The 18269-nt window shown below is 66.7% G+C and carries 17 protein-coding genes; 9 read left to right on the top strand and 8 right to left on the bottom strand.

Annotated elements, in window-relative coordinates:
* Nucleotides 1–25: 25 nt before the first annotated feature.
* Complete coding sequence (locus ACMG4O_RS07885; protein ID WP_414434825.1) at nt 26–2188, bottom strand: TonB-dependent receptor; 2163 nt, start codon at nt 2186–2188, stop codon at nt 26–28.
* A gap of 87 nt (nt 2189–2275) precedes the next feature.
* On the bottom strand, nt 2276–3868 hold the full coding sequence (locus ACMG4O_RS07880) for an ABC-F family ATPase (RefSeq protein ID WP_194855851.1): 1593 nt from the start codon (nt 3866–3868) through the stop codon (nt 2276–2278).
* 128 nt (nt 3869–3996) lie between these two features.
* Between ACMG4O_RS07880 and ACMG4O_RS07875 the strand changes: the two genes are divergently transcribed.
* Entirely contained in the window at nt 3997–4656 is a 660-nt protein-coding gene (locus tag ACMG4O_RS07875) for a YoaK family protein (protein WP_370212200.1), read from the top strand.
* 91 nt (nt 4657–4747) lie between these two features.
* Here ACMG4O_RS07875 and ACMG4O_RS07870 read toward each other — a convergent pair whose 3' ends face one another.
* Nucleotides 4748–5458, bottom strand: coding sequence for a phosphoadenylyl-sulfate reductase (locus ACMG4O_RS07870; RefSeq protein ID WP_142949482.1), 711 nt, complete (start codon nt 5456–5458; stop codon nt 4748–4750).
* 248 nt (nt 5459–5706) lie between these two features.
* Between ACMG4O_RS07870 and ACMG4O_RS07865 the strand changes: the two genes are divergently transcribed.
* On the top strand, nt 5707–6141 hold the full coding sequence (locus ACMG4O_RS07865; protein WP_414434824.1) for a DUF4168 domain-containing protein: 435 nt from the start codon (nt 5707–5709) through the stop codon (nt 6139–6141).
* 120 nt (nt 6142–6261) lie between these two features.
* Nucleotides 6262–8031, top strand: coding sequence for an alpha/beta fold hydrolase (locus ACMG4O_RS07860; protein WP_414434823.1), 1770 nt, complete (start codon nt 6262–6264; stop codon nt 8029–8031).
* A 4-nt stretch (nt 8032–8035) separates the two neighbouring features.
* Here ACMG4O_RS07860 and ACMG4O_RS07855 read toward each other — a convergent pair whose 3' ends face one another.
* From ACMG4O_RS07855 to ACMG4O_RS07845, 3 genes are all read right to left on the bottom strand, one after another.
* Complete coding sequence (locus tag ACMG4O_RS07855; RefSeq protein WP_414434822.1) at nt 8036–9985, bottom strand: ligand-gated channel protein; 1950 nt, start codon at nt 9983–9985, stop codon at nt 8036–8038.
* 83 nt (nt 9986–10068) lie between these two features.
* Nucleotides 10069–11433 (bottom strand): histidine kinase sensor domain-containing protein, encoded by a 1365-nt coding sequence (locus tag ACMG4O_RS07850; RefSeq protein ID WP_414434821.1) that lies wholly within the window; start codon nt 11431–11433, stop codon nt 10069–10071.
* A complete protein-coding gene (locus tag ACMG4O_RS07845) occupies nt 11430–12179 on the bottom strand; it encodes a response regulator transcription factor (protein ID WP_335628781.1) in 750 nt (249 codons plus the stop codon). The genes ACMG4O_RS07850 and ACMG4O_RS07845 overlap by 4 nt, the downstream gene beginning before the upstream one ends.
* 125 nt (nt 12180–12304) lie before the next feature.
* On the opposite strand from ACMG4O_RS07845, the gene ACMG4O_RS07840 reads away from it, so the two are divergent.
* The 4 genes from ACMG4O_RS07840 to ACMG4O_RS07825 all read left to right on the top strand — a co-directional run bounded on the left by ACMG4O_RS07840 (nt 12305) and on the right by ACMG4O_RS07825 (nt 16100).
* Nucleotides 12305–12910, top strand: a complete 606-nt coding sequence (locus ACMG4O_RS07840) for a PepSY-associated TM helix domain-containing protein (RefSeq protein ID WP_414434820.1) — start codon at nt 12305–12307, stop codon at nt 12908–12910.
* 12 nt (nt 12911–12922) lie between these two features.
* Nucleotides 12923–13423, top strand: coding sequence for a DUF2271 domain-containing protein (locus tag ACMG4O_RS07835; protein WP_414434819.1), 501 nt, complete (start codon nt 12923–12925; stop codon nt 13421–13423).
* Nucleotides 13424–13461: 38 nt separating this feature from the next.
* Nucleotides 13462–14265 carry a DUF4198 domain-containing protein gene (locus ACMG4O_RS07830; RefSeq protein WP_414434818.1) on the top strand — a complete coding sequence of 268 codons (804 nt, stop codon included), beginning with the start codon at nt 13462–13464 and terminating at the stop codon, nt 14263–14265.
* 194 nt (nt 14266–14459) lie between these two features.
* Nucleotides 14460–16100, top strand: coding sequence for a DEAD/DEAH box helicase (locus tag ACMG4O_RS07825; protein ID WP_414434817.1), 1641 nt, complete (start codon nt 14460–14462; stop codon nt 16098–16100).
* Here the strand turns inward: ACMG4O_RS07825 and ACMG4O_RS07820 are convergent.
* A complete protein-coding gene (locus ACMG4O_RS07820) occupies nt 16097–16306 on the bottom strand; it encodes a dodecin (RefSeq protein WP_067610381.1) in 210 nt (69 codons plus the stop codon). The genes ACMG4O_RS07825 and ACMG4O_RS07820 overlap by 4 nt on opposite strands.
* Nucleotides 16307–16417: 111 nt before the next feature.
* A complete protein-coding gene (locus ACMG4O_RS07815) occupies nt 16418–17143 on the bottom strand; it encodes a nitroreductase (protein WP_142949491.1) in 726 nt (241 codons plus the stop codon).
* A gap of 71 nt (nt 17144–17214) precedes the next feature.
* On the opposite strand from ACMG4O_RS07815, the gene ACMG4O_RS07810 reads away from it, so the two are divergent.
* Together ACMG4O_RS07810 and ACMG4O_RS07805 are read left to right on the top strand one after the other, a co-directional pair.
* Nucleotides 17215–17718, top strand: a complete 504-nt coding sequence (locus ACMG4O_RS07810) for a DUF1643 domain-containing protein (RefSeq protein ID WP_370209841.1) — start codon at nt 17215–17217, stop codon at nt 17716–17718.
* Nucleotides 17719–17846: 128 nt separating this feature from the next.
* On the top strand, nt 17847–18269 hold the full coding sequence (locus ACMG4O_RS07805; protein WP_414434816.1) for a DUF3429 domain-containing protein: 423 nt from the start codon (nt 17847–17849) through the stop codon (nt 18267–18269).

Here is an 18269-nt window from a genome sequence, read left to right as displayed (position 1 = left end):
CCCCTGGGGCAACGGCCGGTCGTGATCAGAAGCGGCCGGTCCAGCCCAGTTCCACGGTGCGCGGCGCGCCCACGTAGACCTGGGTGGCGCTGTAGCCGGACCAGTCGGCGTAGAACTCGTCGGTGAGGTTGCGTCCGCGCAGGGTCAGGGTGCCGCTGGCCACCGGGTAGCTGACCCAGGCGTCCAGCAGGCTGCGCTCGTCCACCAGGTACTCATTGGCAGTGCCGGTGTAGAAGTCGCCGGTGTGGCGTACCGCGCCGCCCAGGGTCAGCGGCAGCGCCGCCAGGGTGTAGGCGCTGCTCAGGTTGGCGGTGGTTTTCGGCACGTTGGTGAGGCGGTTGCCGGACAGGTCCTCGCCGCCGGCGCCCAGCAATTGATCGTATTCGGCGTCGTTCCAGGCGCCGTTCAGGTTAATCCACCAGCGCTCATGGGGGCGCACCGTCAGGTCCACTTCCACGCCTTCGGCCTCGATGCCGCCGCCCTGCACGGACAGCGCCGGGTTGGCCGGGTCGCGGGTGACGATGTCGTCCTGATTCAAGCGGTACACGGCGGTGGTGAGCGTGACCCGGTCACGCCACAAATTGGCGCGTGCGCCCAGTTCGGTGGCGCGGCCGTCGCTCAGATCAAAACGCGCGTTGGTGGGGTTGCTGAGCAACAGGCTGCCGATCGGCGATGACGCCTGATTGTACTGCGCGAACACCTGCATGTTGTTGGTCAGGTCGTAGACCGTGCCGAGCCGCCAGGAGAGGTCCTCGAAGGTTTGCCCGAAGGTGTCCCGGGTGCCGGCGCTCAGGTCGTCGATGCCCCGGTCCAGTTCCAGATATTCGTAGCGCAGGCCACTGACCAGCACCCAGTTGGGGGTCAGGTTGAGGGCGTCTTCCAGGAACACCGCGCCGCCGGACACGGTGCTGTCGAAGTCGGCCCGCGAGCCGTAGTTGGCCGGGCTGTTGGGCGGCAGATCACCACGGTCCGGGTTGAACGGGTCCACCGGGGTGGTGCCGCCGAAGCGGCGGCGGCTGTCGAAATCGGTGTACTGGTATTCGGCGCCCACCACCAGGCGGTGACGGCGCTCGCCCAGGTAACCGTCGTGGACGCCGTAGAAGCGATCGGTGGCGAAACGGTGGTGGTGGTTGATGCGGGTGGTGAGCCGGTCCAGTTGCCCGGTGGCGTCGTTGTAGGTGAAGTCTTCCGAGTTGGCCCAGTCCCGGTTGGCGTTGTAAAAGCTCAGCTCGTTGACCAGCCGCCAGGTGCCGCTGAGCTGATAGTCCGCCTTGGTGCGCAGCCACTGGCTGTCGGCGGCCATTTCGCCGTCGCGCACGTTGTAGTTGTTGTCGCGGATCGCTTCGTCCAGCACCAGGCCGCCGCCGGAGACCACGTCGCTGGGGTCGCGGGCCACGTCCTCGGGCAGCAGCGGCGCGCCCTGATAGGGGGTGGCGTAGCGGTCGCTGTACAGATCCAGGGCGGCGCTCAGGGTGAGCCGGTCGCTGGCGTGGACCAGGATGCCGGCGGTCAGCGCGGTGGTCTCGGCATCGGTGTCGTCCACATAGCCGCTGCTCCGGCTGTGGCTGAGGTCGGCGCGCACCGCCACGTTCGGATTGACCACCCGGTTGGTGCCCACGCCCAGCCGCAAGCTGTCGTGGCTGCCGTACTCCAGCATGCCGTCATAGCGGTCGCCGGCCAGGTCCGGCTTGCGGGTCACCAGGTTGAGGGTGCCGCCCAGGGCGCCGGTGCCGTGCAGCACCGAGGCCGGGCCCTTGAGCACTTCCACCCGCTCCAGGTTCCAGGTGTCCAGGTTGCGCGACACCAGCGACGGGTCGGCCACACGCACGCCGTCGAACAGGTAGCCCACATCGGTGAGCCCGCGCATCGACACCGAGGCCGGCGAGCCGGGGATGTTGCCGGCGGCCACGCCGGGGGCGCTGCGGTACAGTTCGATCAGATTACGCAGGCCGAGCTGTTCGATGTCCTCGCGGTCCACGCTGCTCACCGTGGCCGGCGTCTCGCGCTCGCTCAGGCCGAGACGGCCGTCGGTGGTGGTGGGCGTCACCGGGGCGGCGGCGGCGTCATCGACGCGCACCGTCTCCAGCTGGTGGCCGGAGGGCGCCGACCAGGCGGCGGGCGCCAGTATCGTCAGGGCGATCGCCAGGGGGGCGTGGCGGGAAAAGCGGGACCGGGCAACAAACAACACTGGGGCCTCCAGGCTGGCACATCGAGAGTGTGCGCAAGCCTAGCGGCCCGGTGGGCAAAGGGAATGCGGCAAATTGTCGCGGTGCGCTCAGGCGACGCCCTGGCTGCGCAGGTAGTCCTCGTAGCTGCCGTGGAAATCGACGATGCCGGTGGGCGTCAGCTCGATGATGCGGGTGGCCAAGGACGACACGAACTCACGGTCGTGGCTGACGAACAGCAGCGTGCCCGGGTAGTTTTCCAACGCCAGGTTGAGCGACTCGATGGATTCCATGTCCAGGTGGTTGGTGGGTTCGTCCAGCAGCATGATGTTGGGGCGCTGCAGCATGATCTTGCCGAACAGCATGCGGCCCTGCTCGCCGCCGGAGATCACGTTCACGGTTTTGTTGATCTCGCTGGAGGAGAACAGCAGCCGGCCCAGGGTGCCGCGGATGATCTGCTCGTCGTCGCTCTCCTTGCCCCACTGCTGCATCCAGTCGAACAGGTTGAGCTTGTCCTCGAAGTCGGCCGCATGGTCCTGGGCGTAGTAGCCGAGGGTGGCGTTTTCCGACCACTTCACTTCGCCGGCGCTGGGCTCCAGGTCGCCCATCAGGCAGCGCAGCAGGGTGGTCTTGCCGACACCGTTGGGGCCGATGATGGCGATGCGCTCGCCCACTTCCACGCGCAGATCCAGGCCGGAGAACAGCTCTTCGTCATCGAAGCTTTTCGCCAGGCTCTTCACTTCCACCGCGTTGCGGAACAGCTTCTTGTCCTGCTCGAACACGATGTAGGGGTTCTGGCGGCTGGACGGCTTGATGTCCTCCAGCTTGATCTTGTCGATCTGCTTGGCGCGGGAGGTGGCCTGCTTGGATTTCGACGCGTTGGCCGAGAAGCGGCTGACGAACTGCTGCAGATCGGCGATCTGCGCTTTCTTCTTGGCGTTGTCGGCGCGCTTGCGTTCCAGCGCCTGGGTGGCGGCGGTCATGTACTCGTCGTAGTTGCCCGGGTAAACCCGCAGCTCGCCGTAGTCCAGGTCCGCCATGTGCGTGCACACGCTGTTCAGGAAGTGGCGGTCGTGGGAGATGATGATCATGGTGCAGTCGCGCTGGTTGAGCACGCCTTCCAACCAGCGGATGGTGTTGATGTCCAGGTTGTTGGTGGGCTCGTCGAGCAGCATGATGTCCGGCTCGGAGAACAGCACCTGGGCGAGCAGCACGCGCAGCTTCCAGCCCGGCGCGATCTCGCTCATCGGGCCGAAGTGCTGGTCCACGGGAATGCCCACGCCGAGCAGCAGATCGCCGGCGCGGGATTCGGCGGTGTAGCCGTCCAGCTCGGCGAACTCGGCTTCCAGCTCGCCGGCGCGCAGGCCGTCTTCCTCGGTCATCTCCGCCTTGGCGTAGATGGCGTCTCGCTCCTCCTTGACCTTCCACAGTTCGTCGTGGCCCATGATCACCGTGTCCACCACGGAATACTGTTCGTAGGCGAACTGGTCCTGGCGCAGTTTGCCGATGCGCTCGTTGACGTCCTTGGACACGTTGCCGGAGGACGGGTCCAGGTCACCGCCGAGAATCTTCATAAAGGTGGACTTGCCGGAGCCGTTGGCGCCGATCAGGCCGTAGCGGTGGCCGTCGCCGAATTTCACGGAGACGTTCTCGAACAGCGGCTTGGCGCCGAACTGCATGGTGATGTTGGCGGTGGTGAGCAAGGTCGGGTTCCGAATTGGTGTGGCGTGGAGGGGCGAAAAGGGGGCGGATTATGCCACAGAGCCTGGTTCGGGTCACACCGGGGCTTTGCTATGATGTGTCTTTTACATCCCGTCATAAGGACAAGCCATTGCTCACCCGCCTGCCCCGCTGGGTGGAGGTCGGCGCTTTTTTGCTGGCCTTTCTCGCCGGCAGCGTCAACGCTGTTGGACTGCTGGGTTTCAGCCACCAGTCGGTGTCGCACCTGACCGGCACCACCTCGTTGCTGGGGCTGGCGCTGGCGGATCTGGCGCTGACCCAGGCCGGCCACCTGCTGCTCACCCTGATCAGCTTCCTGGCCGGCGCGGCCCTGAGCGGCGTGCTGATCCCTAGCTCCGCCCTGAAACTGGGCCGGCATTACGGGTTTTCATTGCTGATCGAAGCCGCGCTACTGGTGATGGCGATGCTGACCCTGCAACAGGGCAGCGATCTGGGGGTGTATCTGGCGTCCATGGCCTGCGGCCTGCAGAACGCCATGGTGACCACCTACAGCGGCTCGATTATCCGCACCACCCACCTGTCGGGTATCTTCACCGACCTGGGTATCATGCTCGGCAATCGGCTGCGCGGCGTGCCGATTAACGGGCGACGGCTGTTGCTGTTTCTGTTGTTGATCGGCGGGTTTGTGGTTGGCGGCCTAGTCGGCACCTTGCTGTTTCGTGAGCTGCACTTTACCGCGTTGTTGATGCCGGCAGGGTTGGCGGTGTTTTTGGCGGTGGTGTATTGGGAGTATGCGCGGCGGTATCGGTGAGGGCTCTGGGATAGGGCTCTGGGATCCTGCCAGGCGGCTTTGCCGCCCTTTCGCGGGCGGGGCCCGCTCGCACAGGCCCACCGCGTCAGGGTTAGAGGTGGATGCCGCACTCGGTTTTCGAGGAGCCCTGCCAGCGGCCTTCGCGGCCTTCGCCTTTCCAGGTGCAGTGGCTGCAGCCGATGGAGTGGTAGCCTTCCTCGACCAGCGGGTGGAACGGCAGGTCGTGGTCGGCGATGTAGGCGTCGCGCTGCTCGCGGGTGACGTCGATCATCGGGTTGAACTTGATCATGCCACGGCGCTCTTCGAACACTTCCAGGCCGGCGCGATGCTCGGTCTGCCAGCCCATCAGGCTGGAGATCCACAGGTCGTAGTGCTCCTTGGCGTCTTCCAGGGGCTGGACCTTGTTCACCTGGCAGCACAGATCGGGATCAGTGCGCCACATCTGTTCGTCCTGGGTGATCTGGTGCTGGCGCTCGTCGGCGCGCAGGTCGATGACGTCCAGGTTGAAGCGCTCGATCAGGTATTCCTTGTACTCCAGGGTTTCCTCGAAGTGGTAGCCGGTGTCGATGAAGTGAATCTTCTGTTCCGGGCGGATCGAGGAAATGATGTGCAGGAAGTAGGCGGAGGTGGCCGCGAACGAGGAAGTCACCATGATCTTGTCCGGGGCGAAATCCTGATAGACACGGCGGATACGCGCCTCGAAGTCCAGCTCCCGGTATTCCCGGTTGAGGTCATCGATGGCGTCGCGGGACAGACCGGCGCTGTTGTTGCCGACCCGTGTGATCAACTGCGCGTTACCCATGGTGTGCCTTTCCTTCTGTCCTGACTTCGTCTGAGTAGGCAATGATAAGGGCGTTGATCCCATTTAAAAGAAATATATGGTGCTACTTTTATTCTATAAAGGAATATAACGCGCCGATGGCGGGCGCCCTGCCCGGCTTTACACAATTTGATGCCCCTGAAGGAGAAACTCTTGGCTTTCCTCCTGTCACACCTGCCAGGACGCATCGGGAAACGCGTCTTAAAACTGTATTGGATAGGAGAAGCTCCATGAAAAAGCCTCTGATGTCATTGTCCGCTCTTCTTCTCGCCGCCGGCGTGACCGGTGCCGCTTTCGCCCAGCAGGGCACACCCCAGCAACAGGGTCAGCAAGGCGCGGCTCAGCAGGGCCAACCGCCGGCGCAGCAGGCGCCGCAGGGCCAACCCAATCCGGCTCTGGGTGACGCTTCCGATATCACCGACGAGGAAGTGAAGAAGTTCGCCGACGCCCAGGCCAAAGTGGAACAGGTGAAAGGCGAGTACCAGAGCCAGGTTCAGGCGGCTTCCGAGGATCCGCAGAAAGCCATGGACGTGCAGCGTGAAGCGCAGCAGGAAATGGTCAAGGCGGTGAAGGAGACCGGCCTGGACGTGCGCAAATACAACCAGATCGCGCAGCTGGCGCAGTACGACACCGATCTGCGCGAGCGTATTCAGGAAAAGATGTAAGCCCGGTTCCGCCCGGCACCGCCGGGCCGTGACCCTTGGAACCCCGCCACGGCGGGGTTCTTTCGTTTCTGTTCACGTGCACAATGGCTTCATGCTCGGAACCTGGGGAGGGGAAGACGAATGCATGAAGACCAGGGCGACGACAGCGCCCGCCATACCGAACAACTGTCGGCGCTGACTCTGTTGATGTACCAGGCCGCGCAGGACCCGGAGCGCTGGGCGGAAATGACCGCCCTGCTCCGCGAAGCCGCCATCCCGTTCGAGGATGACCGGCTCTACCAGCAACCGAACCGGCGGCGGCGCATGCTCGACGCCCTGGTGCCCCATGTGGAGCAGGCGCTGCGGCTCGGCGAGCAGATGGAGCGCACCCGGGAAACCCGGGACCTGGCGGTGGCCACGCTGGAGCGCCTGCCCATCGGTATCGCGGTGGTGGACGCCCAGCTCAATATCATCACGCTCAACCGCATCGCCGCCGGCGCGCTCAGCGACAGCGAGGTGCTCAGCAACCACCAGGGGCGCCTGCGCATCAACAACCGCCGCCAGCATCAGGCGCTGCACGAGGCCCTGGCCCGCTGTCTGGAACAGGGCAGCCACCATGCCCTGCCGCTCACCGAGCCGGCCACCGGGGTGACCGTCTCGCTGCTGGTGTGCCCGAGCCGCACCGTGGACATGGAAGACCCGGAGCGCCCCGCCGCCACCCTGTTCATCTCCCACTCCAATCTGGACAACCTGGTGGACGAGACGCTGCTGGGCGATCTTTACGACCTGACCCCGGCGGAGAGCAAGGTGGCCAAGGGCCTGGTCAGCGGCCACACCCTGGACCGCATCGCCGACGACGCCCAGGTGGCGCCGGCCACGGTGCGCGCGCAGTTGAAGTCGGTGTTCCGCAAGACCGACACCGGTCGCCAGGCGGAGCTGGTGTCGGTGATTCTGTCCGGGCTGGCGCCGCTGGCGCCGTGCCCCGCCGAGCGCGCGCCGGCGGCCCGCCCGGAACCGCCACTGGACCTGCCGGTCCTGGACAGCACCGGCGGCGGGCAGCTCACCACCCGGGACGGTCGCGCCCTGCGCTTCCACCAGTACGGCAACGCCGACGGCACCCCGGTGATCTTCTTTCACAGCGTGCGCGGATCGCGGCTGGAAGTACCCGGCGGCGCCGACATCCTGCAGGAGCTGAACCTGCGGCTGATCGTGCCGGATCGGGCCGGCTACGGGCTTTCCGACCCGCTCAAGGACAGAAGCATCGACGACCTGGTGAGCGACCTGGAGCTGCTCACCGACCACCTGGGCATTGACCGCTTCCATTTGCTGGGCTACTCCCTGGGCGGCTTTCTCGCCCTGCATTGCGCCAGCCGCCTGGGGGACCGGGTGCAGCGGCTGGGCCTGGTGTCGGCGCTGGGCCCCACGCACCTGAGCGGCGACGCCGACCCCATGCGCGGCCTGTTCCGAATGGTGGTGGGCGTGGCCGACCGGGCGCCGGACCTGATGGAGAACGTGCTCAACCTGGTGGCGCGGGGGCTTGTCAAGAACCCGGACAAGCACCTGCGCCGCTTCGTCACCTTCACCAGCCCGGCGGACGCGCCGGTGTTCGCCCAGCAGCGCCACCGGGACGCCTACGTTAAGGCGGTCAAGGAGGCCTACCGCAACGGCTGCCAGGGTTTCGTGGAGGATCTGCGGGCGGTGGCCCGGGCGCCGGAACCGGACGCCGCCGCGCTGACCATGCCGGTGTTTCTGTGGCACGGCGAGCGGGACGGCCAGGTGCCGGTGGCCCAGGCCCTGGCGCTGGACCAGTGGCTGCCCAACAGCCGCCTGACCCTGGAGCCGGACGGCGGCCATTTCTTCGTCTACGACCGCTGGCGGGCGATCCTCACCCGCTTCACGGAGCCGGTGTAGGGGCTTAGAAGCTGACGCGCATGCCCAGCCAGTAGCGGCGGCCGTCTTCCACGTAGCCGTACTCGTCCTGGAAGATCTCCTTGTCGGCGATGTTGTAGATGCCGGTGTTGAGCGTGGCCTGGGGCGTCAGCTTAAAGGCCAGGCCGGCGTCCACCAGGGTGTTGGACGGCGCGACGATGCTGCTGCTCGACGGGCCGGTGGTGGGCTGGCTCTCTTCGCCGCGGTAGCGCACCGCCAGCCAGGGCGACAACCGGCCGGTGACGCGCCAGTCCGCCTGCAGGCTGGCCAGATGCTTGGGCACCTGGTTGAGCGGCTCGCCCTTGTACTCACCGGACTTCTGCTCGGAATCGGTGTAGGTGTAGCTGAGCGTCAGGTCCAGGGTGCGCGCCAGCGTGGTGGACACGGCGGCCTCCACGCCCCGGGTCACCGCTTCGTCCACGTTCACCCGGTAGGTGGGGTCGGAACCGAACTGGTTGGGGCCGCCGGGGCAGACGCTGGGCGGGCAGGCGATGCGGGTGATCTTGTCCTTGAAGTCGTTGTGGAACACGGTGACGTTGGCCTGCAGATCGCGGCCGGCGTTGAAGTACAGCCCCAGCTCCTTGTTCACCGAGGTCTCCGGCTCCAGGTCCGGGTTGCCGTAGACGTCGCCGCCCCGGCTCACCTGCCCCCAGTCCGGGGTGATCTCACGCAGCGACGGCGACCGGAAGCCGGTGGACACCCCACCCTTCAGAGTCCAGCGCGGCGCCATGCCCCACACGCCGTACAGACGCGGGCTCACGTGGCTGCCGTAGTTTTCGTCGTCGTCGAGACGGACCCCGCCGGTGACCGAGACGTTGCCCGGCAGCATCCATTCGTCCTCGGCGAACAGCGCCCATTTGGAGGCGTCCACGTCGGTGCGGTTGGAAATCTGGTTGGAGGTCCGGTCGGACAGCTCTTCTTTTTCGAAGTTGGCGCCGACGGTGAGCAGGTGGTCGCCCAGCGGCGCTACCAGAGCGGTCTTCGCGGAGGTGTTGGTGACCTTCATCTCGCGGGTCAGGTTTTCCGCTTCCTCGCGCTGTACGTAGGAGTCGGTGGTGCCGAAATCCCAGCGGCCGGTGTGGCTCAAAGCCAGCACTTCGCGGGTGTATTCGTTGTCGGAATCGGTGCAGCCGCCCCGGCAGCCGGTGGCCGGCGCGCTGTAGCCGATCAGGGAACGGCGGTCCTGCTTGGTCTGCCCCGCCTCCAGGGTGAAATCCTGGTTGTCGGTGGGAGTGAACGACAGGCGCGCGTTGAGGTTCTTCAGGTTTTTCTCTTCGAAGCCGTCCACGAAACGGTCTTCCTGGCGGCTGCTGGCGCGGCCGTAAACCTGCAGGCCCAGTGTGTCCGCCAGCAACGGCCCGCTGAGGCTGAAGTTGCCCTGCTGGATGTCGCCGGAACGGGAATCGTCCTGGATGATGGTGTCCACCTGCACCGCGCCGCCCCAGTCCTCGGCCACCTTGCGGGTGATCACGTTGATCACGCCGCCGATGGCGTCCGAGCCGTACAGGGTGGACATGGGGCCGCGCACCACTTCGATCCGCTCGATGGACTGCAGCGGCGGCAGCCAGTCCTGCTCGAAACCGGCACTGCCGTTGGGGCGGGTTTCGCGGGTGGACACCGGCTTACCGTCCACCAGGATCAGGGTGTACTGGGAGGGCATGCCGCGGATCACGATGTCGTTGCCGCGATCGCCGGAGCCGCCGCCGGTGATGATCACCCCGGGAATATCCCGCAGCGCGTCGGTGGCGTCCTGATAGTAGCGCTGCTCGATCTGCTCGCGCGTGATCACGCTGATCGAGGCCGGCGCGTCCTCCAGCTGCTGCGCGTGCCCCGACGCGGTGACCGTCACCTGCCCCAGTTCGTGGCCGTCACCGCTTTCCGCCAACACGGGCCCGGTGGCCAGTAGCGCGGCCGCACCCCATAACGCAAATCGCATCCCGGTACTCCTTTTTGTCCGATCCAGTTAACAGAGTCCGGAATGATAGTAATTCTTATTTGCAAATAAAGAGGATTTACAAACTATACGTTCGCGGCGGGAACTTCCGCGGCGGCCGGCAGGCTCAGGTGCACGCACAGGCCGGGGTGGCCGTTCTCCGCCCAGATCCGGCCGCCCTGGCGGTGCACCGCGCGGCGGGCGATGCTGAGCCCCAGGCCGAAGCCGCTGCCGGCGGAGCGCGCCTGGTCCAGGCGCACGAAGGGCTCGAAGATGCTGTCCAGCCGGTCGTCGGGGACGCCGGGGCCCCGGTCGCTGATCCACAGGTGCCAGCAGTCGCCTTCGCGGCGGCCGTCCAGCCGCACCGGGCCCTCCGGCGGCGAATGGCGCACCGCGTTGCGCACCAGATTTTCCAGCGCCTGGGCCAGATCGTTGAGGTTGCCGGCGACGCGGGCGTCGGCCGGCAGCCGGCACGGAAAGCAGCGGGCCGGCCAGCCGCTTTCAAAGGCGGCGTTGTCGACCACCAGGTCCCACACCGCCAGCGGCGACAGCGGTTCGGTGGCGGTGCCGCGCTGCTCGGTGTCGTGCCAGGCCAGCGACAGCGTGTCCGAGACCAGCTCGCGCATGGCGGTCACTTCCCGGGCCACGCGGCGGCGCAGGTCCTGCTCCGAGAGGTCGCCTTCCAGGGCGACACTGAGGCGGCTCAGCGGCGTGCGCAGTTCGTGGGACATGTCGTGCAGCAGCTGGCGCTGGCTGCCGAGCACCTGGGCCACCCGCTCCGCCATGCGGTCGAAGCGCCGGCCCAGGTCGCCGAACTCGTCCCGGCGCGCCGCCAGCCCCGGGCCCACCCGCGCTTCCGGGTCGTCCTGGAAGCGCCGCACCCGGGCCTGCAGCAGCCGCAGGGGCACCATGGTGCGCCAATACAGCAGGCCGCCGGCGAGCATCGCCAGCAGCGCCGGCAGCACCACCACCAGCAGGGTCTGCCACAGCGGCCAGTTGCGCCCGGGCATAAAGCGCGGCGGCAACTGCATCACCAGCCGCCCCGCCTCCGGGTTGTCGGGAAACGGCACGCCGATATAGGGCATGGAGGTGGACCGGAAGCTCATGCGCCAGTCCAGCTCGCGCTGGAAGCGCAGGCCGGCGCGCTGGCTCTCGGTGAGCGGCCGGCCACTGAGCGAATGATCACTGGCGTCCACCACCATGGCGTCGCCGGGCTCACGGCGGCGCAGCTGCTGCAGCCAGGCCGACACCCCCTCGGCGCCGCCCCGGTGCCAGGCGTCCTCCGCCTGGGCGGCGTACTCGCGCATCACCACCTTGGCCGGCTCGTCGAGCAGCACCACCTGCTCGCCCACGGTGCGCAACAGCCAGCCGCTCAGCACCACGGTGAACACCGCGCTCAGGCAGAGCAGCAGCGCCAGCTTCCAGAACAGGGAATGACGGCCGGGAATCATGGGCCCGGCGTGGAGGGCTCGGCGCCGGCCGCCTCGGTGGCCAGCGTATAGCCCTGCCCCCAGACGGTACGCAGCGGCTGGCCGGGCACGCCGGCGGCGCGCAGCTTGCGGCGCAGATGGCTGACATGCAGGTCGAGGCTGCGGTCATGGCGCCCGTAGCCGCGGTGCAGCACGGTCTGGTAGAGGAAGGCTTTGCTCAACACCTGGTCGCTCTGCTCCAGGAACACCCGCAGCAGACGGAACTCGGTGACGGTGAGGTCCAGGGCCCGGTCCCGGTAGCGGGCGGTTTCGGTGTCCAGATCCAGGGCCAGGCCGTCCAGCCGCAGAGGGCCCTGGCGGGGCCGCTGGCCGGCGCCGCGCTCCAACGCCACCCGGCGCAGCACGGCGGCCACCCGTACCGCCAGCTCGGCCATGCTGAACGGCTTGGGCAGGTAGTCGTCGGCGCCGCGCACCAGGCCGGTGATGCGGTCCTGTTCGTCGCCCAGCGCGGACAGCAGGATCACCGGCACCGGGCTGGTTTCGCGCAAACGGGCCAGCAACGCCAGGCCGTCCAGCCCGGGCAGCAGGATGTCCAGCAGCACCAGATCGAAATCGCCGTCGCGGGCCAGGGTCAGGCCCTCGCCGCCGTCGCGGCACAGCGTGACCCGGTGATTGCGGTCGCGGAAGTAGTCCCCCAGGTCGGCGCTCAATACGGGATCGTCCTCGATCACCAGCAGGCGCGACGGGCAGGTCGTTATGGCATTCATTCGCAAATAGTAAATATTATCATTCCATCAATCCACAACCTTACACTCTTTACGCGCCGCTCCATTGTGGATGGGAATCATTCCCAATAACATCCATCGCCTGATTCGCAGGCATGGCGGAGCGCGTGAACAAAAAAACCAAAGCCCGGTGGCTCAAGCAACTTCACCAGTGGCACTGGATCAGCTCCGCCCTGTGCCTGATCAGCATGGTGCTGTTCAGCGTCACCGGGATCACCCTCAACCACGCCGCGGACATCGATGCGCAACCGGTGATCAGCGAACGCGAAGCGGTGCTGCCGCCGCCGTTGCTGGAGACCCTGGCGCAAACCGAACGCGGCCCCCTGCCGGAAACGGTGCGCCGGTGGCTGGCGCGGGAGGCGGAGATCCAGGTGGACCGGCGCGACGCGCAGTGGTCCGCCGACGAGGTGTATCTGGCCCAGCCGCGCCCCGGCGGTGACGCCTGGCTGGCCATCGACCTGGGTAACGGCGAGCTGATCCACGAAGACACCGACCGGGGCTGGGTGGCGTTTTTCAACGACCTGCACAAAGGCCGCCACAGCGGCGTCGTGTGGTTCTGGTTCATCGACCTGTTCGCGGTGGCGACGCTGCTGTTCGCCCTGACCGGCCTGGCGCTGATGGCGCTGCACGCCAAACGCCGGCCGGCCACCTGGCCGGTCACCGCGCTGGGGCTGATCGTGCCCTGGCTGCTGATCGCCCTGTTCGTGCACTGACTGGAGAACGAAATGCGTCCCTGGCTCTCTCTTCTCGCCGCCCTGTTCGCCGGCGTCGCCGCCGCCAACGCGGCCGCCGCCGAGCTGCGCCTGGAGGTGGAAATACCGCGCATGGCGGTGGCGGAATACCACGCCCCCTACCTGGCGTTCTGGCTTAAACACGCCGACAGCGGCGAGATCATGCCGCTGGGGTTGTGGTACGACGACCAGGAAAAATGGCTCAAGGACCTGCGCCTGTGGTGGCGCCGCACCGGGCGCGGGCAAAGCCGGCCCTACGACGGCCTCACCGGCGCCACCCGCCGTCCCGGCACCCATTCCGTGGATTTTTCCGAGCTGCCGGCTTTCAGCGATCTGCCCGAAGGTGACTACCAACTGGTGGTGGAAGCGGCCCGCGAAGTGGGCGGCCGGGAAGTGGTGCGCCTGCCGTTCCAGTGGCCGGCCACCGGCAACAAAACCGTGCGCGCCGACGGCGAGCAGGAGCTGGGCCGGGTGCGACTGCGCCTCGCGCCCTGACCGACTATTTCTCACCAGGTTCTTTGCAAGGAGTTTCCATGAAAATCACCCCTTTCGCCGGCACCGCCCTGGCCGCGCTGCTGACCCTGAGCCCGGCGGCCCAGGCCCATAAACTCTGGCTGCTGCCCAGCCACACCGTGGTCTCGGAAGCGCAATGGATCACCGTGGACGCCAGCGTCTCCAACGACATTTTCGACGTCGACCGGCCGTTCCCGCTGCAAGGACTGAGCGTCACCGGCCCGGACGGCAAGGAGGCGCCAGTGGATCACCGATTCGAGGGCCACCGGCGCAGCAGCTTCGACGCCGAGCTCAGCGAGGAAGGCAGCTACCGCATCACCCTCTTCCGGCCCATGTACATGGCCTTTTATCAGCTCGACGGCGAACGCCACCGCCGGCGCGGCGACAGCGCCGAAGCGCTGCTGCGGGAGATTCCCGAAGGCGCGGAAGAGATGCGTCTCTCCGAAGTCATGAACCGGCTGGAAACCTTCGCCACGGTGGGCGCGCCCTCCGACTTCAAACCGGTCGGCAAGGGCCTGGAACTGCAGCCGGTGACCCACCCCAACGACCTCTACGCCGGCGAAACCGCCCTGTTCCGCTTCCTGGTCGACGGCGAACCGGCCGCCGGCGTGGAAGTGGAAGTGGTGCCCGGCGGCAGCCGCTACCGCGACAACCACGGCGCCCTCACCGCCACCAGCGACGACAACGGCGAGATCAAGCTGCAATGGCCCCAGGCCGGCCGCTACCACCTGGAAGCCGCCTACAGCGACGACCGCGCCGCGCATCCGAAAGCCGATGGCCGCCGTCTGCAGTACATGGGGACCTTTGAGGTGCTGCCGCTTTAAGGTCTCTGGGATCCTGCCGGGCGGCTTTGCCGCCCTTTCGCGGGCGGGGCCCGCTCGCACAAGCCGATAAAAAGCGTGCAAAAACGCCACGCATCCCGTATAGTCCGCACCCCTTCATACAGGGCAGCGCCCGGCACAGCTCCTAATAGTTAGCAGCTTCAGGGCCACAAGCCCGCTCACTAATAGGTCTGTACATGTCGCAAAGTCCCTCAGGGTTTTCCACCCTGGGCCTGCCCGAGTCGTTGCTCGGCGCCATCGCCCAACTCGGTTTCACCACCCCGTCACCGATTCAGGAACAAAGCATCCCGCCGCTGCTGGAAGGCCGTGACCTGCTCGGTCAGGCGCAAACCGGCACCGGTAAAACCGCCGCCTTCGGCCTGCCCCTGCTGGCGCGCCTGGACCCGGCACTGAAAGCACCGCAAATGCTGGTGCTGGCCCCCACCCGCGAGCTCGCCATTCAGGTGGCCGCCGCTCTGGAAACCTTCGCCACCGGCCTGAAAGGCCTGGAAGTCGTGCCGATTTACGGCGGCGGCGGTTACCGCGATCAATTGAAAGCGCTGAAAAACGGCGCCCAGGTGATCGTCGGTACCCCGGGCCGGGTGATGGACCACATGGAGCGCGGCAGCCTGCGCATGGACGAACTGCGCTGTCTGGTGCTCGACGAAGCCGACGAAATGCTGCGCATGGGTTTCATCGACGACGTGCGCTGGGTGCTGGAACGCACCCCGGACGCCTGCCAGCTGGCGCTGTTCTCCGCCACCATGCCGGCGGCGATCAAAACCATCGCCAAGAAACACCTCAAGAACCCGGAATGGATTCGCGTGGAGGGCTCGTCCTCCAGCACCGGCGCCAACATCCGCCAGCGTTACTGGCCGGTGGCCGGCATCAACAAACTGGACGCGCTGTGCCGTATTCTGGAAGCGGAAGAGCACGACGGTGTGATCGTCTTTACCCGCACCAAGCACGCCACCCTGAGCCTGGCGGACCAACTGCAGGGCCGTGGTTTCCGCGTGGAGGCGCTGAACGGCGACATTCCCCAGGCACAACGGGAAACCACCGTGGCCCGGCTGCGCGACAAGCGCATCGACCTGCTGGTGGCCACCGACGTGGTCGCCCGGGGCCTGGACGTGCCGCGTATTACCCACGTGTTCAACTACGACATGCCCACCGACACGGAAGCCTATGTGCACCGTATCGGCCGCACCGGCCGCGCCGGCCGCCCCGGCGAAGCGATTCTGTTCGTGGCCCGCCGCGAGCAGGGCATGCTGCGCGGCATCGAGCGCGCCACCGGCCAGCGCCTGGACGCCATGTCCCTGCCGTCCGTGGACGACCTCAACAAGCAGCGCCTGAACAGCTTCCGCGAGCGTCTCGCCAAGGGTCTGGAGCATCCGGAAATCGATGCCAACCGTGCCCTGGTGGCGGAACTGACCGCGGACCTGTCGATGAGTGAAGCGGATCTGGCGGCGGTACTGGCCAGCCTGCTGTTCCAGAAGGAGCCTCTGTTCCTGAAGGCGGCACCGGAAGGCAAGCCGTTCCAGGATGGCGGCAAGGCACCGCGCAAGGCCGAACGCAACAAGGGCCCCAAGGCCGCTCGCGATACCGGTCCGATGAAGATTTATCGGGTCGAGGTGGGCGAGACCCACGGCGTGCGCCCGGGCAATCTGGTGGGCGCGATCGCCAATGAAGGCGGGTTATCCAGCGCGCAGATCGGCGCCATCCGTATTCACAGTGACCACAGCACGGTGCAGCTGCCGGAGGGCCTCAGCACCCGCCAACTGCACCAGCTGCGTACCGCCCGCGTTTGTCAGCGGGCACTCGGGCTCGAGGCGGTCTAAGTATCCACCCGGAAGCCCACTTTCACGACCACCTGAAAGTGGGCGACCTGGCCGTTTTCCACATGGCCGCGGGTCTCCTGCACTTCAAACCACTCCACATTGTTCACGCTCTTGCCCGCCGCGGCGATGGCGTTGCGTACCGCGTCCTCGATGCTGTCCTTGGAAGAACCTACCAGCTCGAGTTTTTTATAAACGTGCTCGCTCATCAATCTCTCCTTTCTCATCCGTGTAATCCATGCCTGATCTCCAGAGTGCCTGTTTTCAAGGCGCGCCGTGGGTGAAATAAGTAAAAAGTTTGGAAAACCGTTTCGCGTCCCTCAGCGTTCGCGGCGCGGGATCATAAGCTCGGACACCGGCAGTTTTTCCGGCCGGAAGCGGTTCACCGGCTGGTCGGCGGCGAAGCCCAAAGACACACCGCACAGCAACTGGTAGTGACGAGGAATCCGGAATCGCTTCTCCAACGGTGAGCGCCACAGGCCCAGCGCGCCCTGGGCGCAACTGGCGAGCCCTTCGTCGGTGGCGGCCAGCATCAGCGTTTGCAGAAAAATGCCGGCGTCGAGAACGCTGTACACCCCCAACCCCTTGTGCACGAACAGGAACAGCGCGGTGGGCGCGCCGAAAAAGCGGAAGTTGGCGGCCATTTGCTGGTGTCGCGCCTGTTTGTCGTCACGGCCGATGCCGAGGTGCCGGTACAGCCCCTTGCCGGTGGCCACGCGGCGCGGCTGCAGGTCGTCCGGGTACTTGATCACCGGCCGGAAATCGCCGTCCGGCAGCGCCGGCGACCGGCGCACGGCGGCCAGCGCCTTCTTCCAGGCCGGCGCCCGCTGCAGCGGCGCCAGCCGCTCAAAGCGCTCGCTCAGTTCGTCGCCGAGGGCGGCCAGATCGGCGCCCTGGGCCAGGGCGATCTGATAGGGCTGGGTGTTGGACCAGCTCGGTGCGGCGGCGGCGCGCTCCAGCACGCGCTGCAGGCGGTCTTCGGGGATCGGCTCGCGGGTGAACGCCCGGGCGCTGTGGCGGGCGTTGAGCACATCAATGAATTCCATGGGCACGGCTTCCTGAGCGGTGGTAGGTCGAGAGGTGGCGCCAGTCTGGCAAATCATTAAACTGCCCCGCCATGACCACCTGGAAGGCGGATATGGAAAGAAGTGCCAATTTCTCACGCTGCCGTCGCTACCGCTACGCGCTGTGGCGGCGCTGGGCGCCCGGCGACGACTACGTCCTGCTGGTGGGCCTGAACCCCTCCACCGCCGACCACCGCCGCGATGACCCCACCATCCGCCGCTGCATCGGCTTTGCCCGTGACTGGGGCTATTCCGGCCTGTGCGTGGCCAACCTGTTCGCGTTCCGCGCCACCTACCCACGCGATCTGTTCGCCGCCGACGACCCGGTGGGGCCGCGCAACGATGCCTGGCTGCGCCGCCTCAGCCGCGACGCCGCCCTGGTGGTGGCCGGCTGGGGCAACCATGGCCGCACCGGCGACCGCGCCGAGTACGTGCGCCGCCAGCTGCCCGCGCTGCACTGCCTGCGCCTGAACGGCTCCGGCGAGCCCGCCCATCCGCTTTATCTGCCGAAAACGTTAACCCCGTTTCCCATGCCCGCTTTCACCGATGAGCCTTGAGGCGTAGCCTGAACCCGGCCCTGAAAAGATTGGCAGCCCCTTCACCCCGACGGCTTTAACCTCGACGCCGTGGATCACCAAGGGGGAACATACCGGTGTCCGACCGTTTCCTGAGACGAAATAAAATGATGGCCCGCGGTCTTGGCATCGGCGGCCTTCTCCCTTTTTACGCGCTGGCGCTGCTGACCTGGCACGACGGCCTGCGTGCCTGGGCGCTGGACTCGGTGACCGGCTACGCCGCCGTGATTCTGGCCTTCCTGGGCGCGGTGCACTGGGGCCGGGCGCTCGCCGACCTGGACCAGCGCAACCATATCGGCACGCTGCTGTTCGGCATCATGCCCGCCATGATCGGCTGGCTGGCGGTGATGCTGCCGGTGGAATTCGGCCTGCCGATGCTGATCGCCGGCCTGGTGTTCGTATGGGGCTCCGAGCAGATGGTGTTTTTCGAGGTGCTGCCCGACTGGTACCGGCACCTGCGCCACCTGCTTACCGCCGCCGCCGTGCTGGCCCTGGTGATCGCCTGGGCGGCCGCCATGATGTCCATGTTCTGA

This window comes from Alloalcanivorax venustensis (assembly GCF_047495515.1).
Classification (GTDB): Bacteria; Pseudomonadota; Gammaproteobacteria; order Pseudomonadales; family Alcanivoracaceae; genus Alloalcanivorax; species Alloalcanivorax venustensis.
This window is presented reverse-complemented; position numbering and strand designations above follow the sequence as displayed.